This window comes from Aeromonas sp. PS2Canimalfood6 (genome assembly GCF_048276795.1).
Lineage (GTDB): Bacteria > Pseudomonadota > Gammaproteobacteria > Enterobacterales > Aeromonadaceae > Aeromonas > Aeromonas caviae.
This window is the reverse complement of record NZ_JBLUXC010000097.1, coordinates 1-7107: the sequence shown is the minus strand read 5'-3', so window position 1 is coordinate 7107 and position 7107 is coordinate 1. Positions and strand designations below refer to the sequence as shown.

The 7107-nt window shown below is 60.9% G+C and carries 7 protein-coding genes and 1 pseudogene; 1 reads left to right on the top strand and 7 read right to left on the bottom strand.

Annotated features, from left to right (window positions below; genetic code table 11):
- Positions 1-156: 156 nt before the first annotated feature.
- The 4 genes from ACNPAA_RS20370 to ACNPAA_RS20355 form a co-directional block, all read right to left on the bottom strand.
- Positions 157-849 (bottom strand): ABC transporter permease, encoded by a 693-nt coding sequence (locus ACNPAA_RS20370; protein WP_161470765.1) that lies wholly within the window; start codon positions 847-849, stop codon positions 157-159.
- A gap of 93 nt (positions 850-942) precedes the next feature.
- Positions 943-1683 (bottom strand): ABC transporter permease, encoded by a 741-nt coding sequence (locus ACNPAA_RS20365; RefSeq protein ID WP_005332892.1) that lies wholly within the window; start codon positions 1681-1683, stop codon positions 943-945.
- 204 nt (positions 1684-1887) lie between these two features.
- Positions 1888-2661 carry an ABC transporter substrate-binding protein gene (locus ACNPAA_RS20360; protein ID WP_041206090.1) on the bottom strand — a complete coding sequence of 258 codons (774 nt, stop codon included), beginning with the start codon at positions 2659-2661 and terminating at the stop codon, positions 1888-1890.
- A 65-nt stretch (positions 2662-2726) separates the two neighbouring features.
- Positions 2727-3497 carry an ABC transporter ATP-binding protein gene (locus ACNPAA_RS20355; protein ID WP_010674267.1) on the bottom strand — a complete coding sequence of 257 codons (771 nt, stop codon included), beginning with the start codon at positions 3495-3497 and terminating at the stop codon, positions 2727-2729.
- A 532-nt stretch (positions 3498-4029) separates the two neighbouring features.
- Here ACNPAA_RS20355 and ACNPAA_RS20350 point away from each other — a divergent pair.
- On the top strand, positions 4030-4932 hold the full coding sequence (locus tag ACNPAA_RS20350; protein WP_417891972.1) for a lysine exporter LysO family protein: 903 nt from the start codon (positions 4030-4032) through the stop codon (positions 4930-4932).
- An 82-nt stretch (positions 4933-5014) separates the two neighbouring features.
- On the opposite strand, the gene iadA is transcribed toward ACNPAA_RS20350, so the two are convergent.
- The 3 genes and pseudogenes from iadA to ACNPAA_RS20335 form a co-directional block, all read right to left on the bottom strand.
- Positions 5015-6145 carry a beta-aspartyl-peptidase gene (iadA, locus tag ACNPAA_RS20345; protein ID WP_210599946.1) on the bottom strand — a complete coding sequence of 377 codons (1131 nt, stop codon included), beginning with the start codon at positions 6143-6145 and terminating at the stop codon, positions 5015-5017.
- A 58-nt stretch (positions 6146-6203) separates the two neighbouring features.
- Positions 6204-6965 (bottom strand): ABC transporter substrate-binding protein, encoded by a 762-nt coding sequence (locus ACNPAA_RS20340; RefSeq protein WP_323938829.1) that lies wholly within the window; start codon positions 6963-6965, stop codon positions 6204-6206.
- Positions 6966-6982: 17 nt separating this feature from the next.
- A pseudogene (locus ACNPAA_RS20335) lies at positions 6983-7107 on the bottom strand (IS1595 family transposase); the annotation flags it as partial.

Below are 7107 nucleotides of genomic sequence, written 5' to 3'. Positions count from 1 at the left end.
AGGCGTCATGTTCATAGAAAAACGCCCCAGGCCATCGAGACCCAGGGCGGTGAAGATATCAAAGACCCGTTTTCCGGTAAATCGCAATGCGGCTCCGCTTAAGTGAACAGCATTGCCGCAACTGCGGGCTTTTTTGTCTCTGGTTTTTGTATCAGGTCAGACGCTGCGGGGACGCAGGTGCGCGTGCCAGCGGGCCTCCCACTTCTTGAACAGCCAGACGATGGCGAAGGTAAGCAGCATGTAGAGCAGGCCGGCTGTCAGGAACGCCTCAAACGGGCTGTAGTAGCGGGAGTTGATGATCCGCGCCGCACCGGTCAGGTCGACGATGGTGATGATGCCCGCCACCGCCGAGCCCTGCAGCATGAAGATCACCTCGTTGCTGTAGGCGGGCAGCGCACGGCGAAACGAGTTTGGCAGGATGATGCGGGTGAGGGTCTGCCAGCGGCTCATGCCAAACGCATTGGCCGCCTCGATCTGTCCCTTTGGTATGTTCAGCACGGCGCCGCGCACTATCTCGGCGGTGTAGGCACCAGTGTTGAGGGTAAACGCCAGCAGGGCGCAGAACCAGGCCTCGGAGAAGAGCGCCCAGGCGGGGCCGTTTTTCAGCCACTCCCACTGGGCGGCGCCGTAGTAGATGATGAACAGCTGCACCAGCAGCGGGGTGCCGCGGAAGAAGTAGATGTAGGCCCAGATCGGCCCCTTGATCAGCCAGTTGCGGCTGTTGCGCAAAATGCCCATGGGCACCGCCAGCATGAGGCCGAGCATGAGGGACACCGACACCAGCCAGATGGTAGTGTAGAAACCCTCCCAGTAGGTGGGCCACTCCGTGAGAATGATCGAGAAATCCATGGCTTACCTCATCTTGATCGTGATGTAGATACGCTCGTCACTGACACCGCGACGATCACAGTAAACGAACGACTGCATTGAATACGACATGGCTTACCTCGTCTTGATGGCGTAGTGACGCTCGGCCCACTTGAGCGCCGAGGTGGAGACTGCGGTGAAGATCAGGAAGATCAGCGCCACCGCCATGTAGAAGGTGAAGGGCTGCTGGGTCGAGCCCGCGGCCAGCGACGCCTTACGCACCATGTCATCGAGCCCGATGATGGAAACCAGAGCCGTGGTTTTCAGCAGTACCAGCCAGTTGTTGCCAAACCCCGGCAGGGCGTGGCGCATCATCTGGGGGAAGAGGATCCGCACAAACACCTGGGTCGCCCGCATGCCAAAGGCGCGCGCCGCCTCGAGCTCCCCCTTGTCCACCGCCAGGATGGCGCCGCGGAAGGTCTCGGTCATGTAGGCACCGAAGATGAAGCCGATGGTGGCGACCCCGGCCGCAAACGGGCTGATGTCGATGTAATCCGGCAGCAGGGAGACCCACTCCTGGCTCGGGTTGCTCTCCAGCAGGTAGTTGTTGTAGGCCTCGTTGACCCAGCTGCAGATCCCGTTGATCAGCACCTGGCCGCCGAAGAACAGCAGCATCATCAGCACCAGATCCGGGATGCCGCGAATGACGGTGGTATAGGCGGTCGCGATGCCGCGCGCCCACTTGTAGGGGGAAAGCTTGGCCAGCGCTCCCAGCATGCCCAGCAGCAGCGCCAGCAGCAGAGAAGCCAATGCCACCTCCAGGGTGACCCAGGCCCCCTCCAGCAGGGAGGTTTCGTATCCTTTCAAATCAAACATATGCGGCTCCATTGCAACGCATTGAGCGGGATCGCCCGTCCCAATATCCTTTCAAACCAAACACATGCAGCTCCATTGCAACTAAGCGGGCCCATCGCTCCCTTGCGAGAGACAACGGGCCCGGTGACTACAGACGAGGGTCGACCTGTCGTGATGATTCGCCGCAATCCCTTCGGCGGCTACCCGGGGTAGCGCGCCTGGGGGTTACTCGCCGTACACGTCGAAATCAAAGTACTTGTCGTTGATTTCCTTGTACTTGCCGTTGGCGCGCAGGGCCAGGATGGCGGCATTGAATTTCTCTTTCAGATCCTTGTCGGCCTTGCGTACCGCGATGCCGGCACCCTCGCCAAACCACTTGGGATCGGTCAGTTTCGGGCCGACGAACTCGTAGGCATCGCCACCCTCTTTCTTCAACAGGCCATCGCTGATGGCGGCGGAGTCGGCCATCACGTAGTCAACCCGGCCGGATTTCAGATCGAGATAGGCTTCGTCTGCGGTGCCGTAGCGCTTGATGGTGGCGTTGGGGAAGTTGTCGGTGATGTAGGTGTCCATGGAGGTGGCGCGCTGCACGGCAATGGTCTTGCCATCCATGAAGGCCTTGTCGAGCTGCACGTCAGTGCCTTTCTTGGCGGCGAAGCGGGCCGGAATGTGCTGGTACTTCTGGGTGAAGTCCACCTTCTTCTTGCGCTCTTCGGTGATGTCCATGGTGGCGATGATGGCGTCATACTTGCGCGACAGCAGCGCCGGAATGATGCCGTCCCAGTCCTGCTTGACCAGGGTGCACTTCACCTTCATCTCTTCGCACAGGGCGTTGGCGATGTCGATGTCGAAGCCTTTCACCTCGCCGCTCGGCTCGGTCCAGGAGAAGGGGGGATAGGCCCCTTCCACCCCGATCCGGACCTCTTTCCACTCCTTGGCCATCAGGCTACCGGAACACAGGGCCGTCATCACGGCAGTCGCCAGCATCAGCTTGTTCATGTATCTCTCCTTGATAAACACGTCGATCGTTGAAAGTACGGATGGTTTAAATTGAATCCCGTCCATCAATAGATGGACGAGATGAATTGCTTGAATCGCTCCGACTTGGGATGGGCGAAGATCTCCTTGGGATTGCCCTCCTCCTCCACGCGCCCCTGGTGCAGGAACATCACCTTGTTCGACACGTCGCGGGCGAAGGACATCTCGTGGGTCACCACCATCATGGTACGCCCCTCTTCCGCCAGCTCGCGCATCAGGCCAAGGACCTCCCCCACCAGTTCAGGGTCGAGGGCCGAAGTAGGCTCGTCAAACAGCATCACCTCGGGCTCCACCGCCAGCGCCCGGGCGATGGCGGCCCGCTGCTGCTGACCGCCGGAGAGGTGACCTGGATAATAGTCGCGACGCTCCCACAGCCCCACCCGGTTGAGCAGGTGCTCCGCCTTGGCGATGGCCTCGGCACGGGGCACCTTGAGTACCTGGATGGGCACTTCGATGATGTTCTGCATGATGGTCATGTGGGACCAGAGATTGAAGCTTTGAAACACCATGGCCAGTCGGCTGCGGATACGCTCCACTTGGCGCATGTCCTCCGGCAGGCGTTCGCCGGAACGGCTGGTTTTCATCCGGATCAGCTCCCCGTGGAGGGAGACGCTGCCCGATGAGGGGGTTTCAAGCAGATTGATACAGCGTAGAAAGGTCGACTTCCCCGAACCCGAGGAGCCGATGAGGGAGATCACATCCCCCTTGTGGGCCGTCATATCGATGCCCTTGAGCACTTCGTGGGTGCCAAAATACTTGTGCAGATCACGAACTTCCAGTGCGGCAACGTCGCTCATCCATTACAACCTTGTCTGTCCCTAGACGCCGCTTCGGCGTGACTCCACCATCGTCCATTTAACAAAACGTTAACCGATGGTAACCTTCAGCGAAAATATCATTGAGGTAGTGAAAAAACAATACAGAACCGAGGTATTTGGTGTTTTATCTGTATTTTTATTGGCCTCATCGGTATTTTTCAGCACTTTGTCTGCATAAAATCCATTTTCAGTCGGTTCTCGGATACCGCACTTTTATACCTGCAACGCCCTACTGGCAAGAATATTCCACTATCCACACCAGATGTCACCCAAAACGACTTTATTCATCCTCCTCTGGTGAAGCCATCGCACAATTATATGAGGATGGAATTGATTTTACTGGTGATGATCCCCCGTTTCACGCAGCCAGTCCATTTCGTCAGTCATCGAAAAAACATAACAATGTGATAAAAAAGCCCCGTCTGGGGCATTCAAATACACGGATATGTGACACAGATGCAACAAGTCGTGATAAGGTGCCGTTTTTCCCAGTTTTGTGACCGAGGCCCCAATGTTGCTGAATGTGTTGCTGATCCTGTTACCCCTGGCCATCGGCTATCTTGTTCCCCTCTCCAGTCAGCGGCTCATCAAGCTGGTCAACCAGTCCCTGGGCAAGATGGTCTATCTCATCCTGTTCCTGATGGGGCTGGGGCTCGCCTACGTGGAGAACCTCGGCAGCAACCTGGCGGTGATCTTCAAGGTGGCCGGGGTGATGCTGGCCGCCATCACCGCCTGCAACCTGCTGGCGCTCTGGTGGCTGGACAGGCGTAGTCCGCCCACCCATGAGGCGAGCGACGGCAAGATGCCGAGCAAGCTGCACCTCTTGTGGGAGTCTCTCCAGCTCTGCTTCGTGGTGCTCGGCGGCGTGCTGCTGGGGCTGCTGGTGGACTTGCGCGCCCTGCCCATCGACAAGTGGAGCGAGTGGGCCCTTATGCTGCTGCTCTTGCTCATCGGCATCCAGATGCGCAACTCCGGCATGCGCCTGCGCCAGATCCTGCTCAACCCCTGGGGCATGAAGATCGCCGCCACCGTGATCGTCAGCAGCTGGCTCGGCAGCCTGCTGGCCTCACAGCTGCTCGGCATGCCCTTTGCCCATGGCCTCGCGATGAGCTCCAGTTTTGGCTGGTATTCGCTCTCCGGCATCCTGGTAGCGGACAAGCTGGGCCCGGTGCTGGGCTCCGCCGCCTTCATCAACGATCTGGGGCGCGAGCTTATCGCCATCCTCATCATCCCGGTGCTGATGCGCCGCCACCCCAGCGCCGCCATCGGCTACGGCGGCGCCACGGCGCTGGACTTCACCCTGCCTGTCATCCAGAAATCCGGCGGCATCCAGGTGGTGCCGGTGGCCATCGTCTCCGGCTTTATCCTGAGCCTGCTCGGCCCCATTCTGATCCTGGGGTTCCTGGCTATCTGAGCCCCATGGCACGACAAAGCCCGGCACTGCTGCCGGGCTTTTTGTTGATGAACTGAGCGGGCTGGATGACAGGCGCCGGTATTCAGGTGCGCCACCGACCCCCACTCATCACCCGCTCGATGGCGAACGTATCAGGATCGATCAGCAGCAGATCCGCATCCTGCCCTACCCCCAGAGTACCCTTGCTCGCAAGCCCCAGCGCCCTGGCCGGATTGGCCGTCACTACCGCCAGTGCCGTCTCCAGCGCCACCCCCTTGCCGCAGGCCGCCACCACTTCCTGCCACAGGCTCCCTATCTGGCCGCAGCGCAGCTCGATGAGTCGCCCCTCGCCGTCAAAGCGCGGCAGACTGGCGTTGGCGTCCGAACTGAAGCTGATGCGATCCACGGGCACGCCGGCCGCCAGCAACGCCACCAGGGCGTCGGCCGCGAGCCGCTCCCCGTCATCCAGCAAGTCCGGGAAGCTCGACGTGGTGAGGTCGACCCAGCCGCCTGCCCGACCCCACTCGATGGCCTCGGCAAAGAGCCAGGTATTGCGGTTGCAGTGGGTGGGGTAGAGCTGGCGAAGCGGTATGTCGGTGTCATCCCGCAACGCCCGCAGGGGCGCCAGCGCCCCGCGGCCATCCCCCAGGTGAAAGAAGCTGACGCCACTTTTGCCCGACAACAGCCCGGCCACCCGCGCCTCGCTCGCCAGGCGCGCCAGCTCGTCGTGGGTGGGGGCGCTGGATCTGTGATCGCTGATGGCCACCTCCCCCACCCCCAGCACCTCGGGGATCAGCATGATGTCCGACTCCACCGTGCCGGTGAGGGTCTTGACCGGCAGGTGGTAGGAGCCGGTGTACATGAAGGCGCTCACCCCGGCTTCTCGAAACTCGCGCACCTTCCCCAGCACCTGGGCCGGGCTGCGGGTCAGGCTGTCGGTGCCGAGCGCCGCCACGAGCGTGGTGACCCCCGCCGCAAGGGCCTCCCTTGCCGAGAGCTCCGGCGTGCGAAAGCCGAAGCCTCCCTCGCCGCCGCCTCCCGTGATATGGGCGAGCGGGTCAACCAGTCCGGGCACCAGATAGCGGCCGCCAGCGTCCACCCGCGTCAGTGGCCAGTCGACCGGAACCGTCAGCCCCTTGCCCATCCAGGCGATGCGGCCATCCGCCACCAGCAGATCCTGCTGGCCGAGCGGGGCCGGACTATGGATCTGCGCACCCTCGATCAGGGTCAACATGGGGTCTCTCCTTGCTGCATGAAAAAGGAGGGAGCAGGCTCCCTCCGACTGTTACCCATCAACCGCCATAGATATCGTACTTGAAGTACTTCCGGTTGATCTCCTGATACTTGCCGTTGGCGCGCAGGGCCTTGATGGCGTCGTTCAGCCTGGCTCTGAGATCCTGATCCCCCTTGCGCACCGCGATCCCCATGCCGTCGCCAAACCATTGACGGTCGGTCAGGGCCGGCCCCACATAGTCGTACTTGTCGCCCCCTTCCTTGCCAAGCAACCCCTGTTCGATGGCCGAGGCGTCGGCCAGCAGGGCCAGCACCCGTCCCGCCTTCAGGTCGAGGTAGGCTTCATCGGCACTGCCGTAACGCACTATGGTGACGCTGGAGCCGAAGTTGTCGGTCAGGTACTTGTCGTGGGTGGTGGCCCGCTGCACGCCGATGCGCTTGCCCGCCATCCCTTCCGGCGTCAGCGTCAGTTCGGTGCCCCTGGCCGCCACGAAGCGGTTGGGAATGTGGGCATATTTCTCGGTGAAGTCGACCTTCTTGCGCCGCTCGTCGGTGATCGACATGGCAGCGATGATGGCGTCGTACTTGCGCGACAGCAGGGCCGGGATCATGCCGTCCCAATCCTGGGCCACCAGTTCGCACCTGACGGCCATCTGCTGGCACAGGGCGTTGGCAAGATCGATGTCAAATCCCTTGATCTCTCCGGACGCATCGGTCCATGAGAAGGGTGGATAGGCCCCCTCCACGCCAAAGCGTACCGTCTTCCACTCCTTGGCGGTGACGGGGGTGGCGAGCAGACAGGCAGCAACAAGCTTGTCCATCTTAAATGCGAACCTGATTATCCATGACCCTCAGCCAGCTTCAAGAGCCGATATGGCATCGGAGGGCTTGCCACGACTGCATGCCCCAATTCAACCAACATGCTCTTGAGGTCAAAACGATGATTAAACCGGAAGCAGTATT

Excerpts from the sequence above, each read along its gene's own strand:
- ACNPAA_RS20370 (WP_161470765.1), bottom strand. The coding sequence starts at position 849 with ATGGATTTCTCGATCATTCTCACGGAGTGGCCCACCTACTGGGAGGGT.
- ACNPAA_RS20365 (WP_005332892.1), bottom strand. The coding sequence starts at position 1,683 with ATGTTTGATTTGAAAGGATACGAAACCTCCCTGCTGGAGGGGGCCTGG.
- ACNPAA_RS20360 (WP_041206090.1), bottom strand. The coding sequence starts at position 2,661 with ATGAACAAGCTGATGCTGGCGACTGCCGTGATGACGGCCCTGTGTTCC.
- ACNPAA_RS20355 (WP_010674267.1), bottom strand. The coding sequence starts at position 3,497 with ATGAGCGACGTTGCCGCACTGGAAGTTCGTGATCTGCACAAGTATTTT.
- ACNPAA_RS20350 (WP_417891972.1), top strand. The coding sequence starts at position 4,030 with ATGTTGCTGAATGTGTTGCTGATCCTGTTACCCCTGGCCATCGGCTAT.
- iadA (WP_210599946.1), bottom strand. The coding sequence starts at position 6,145 with ATGTTGACCCTGATCGAGGGTGCGCAGATCCATAGTCCGGCCCCGCTC.
- ACNPAA_RS20340 (WP_323938829.1), bottom strand. The coding sequence starts at position 6,965 with ATGGACAAGCTTGTTGCTGCCTGTCTGCTCGCCACCCCCGTCACCGCC.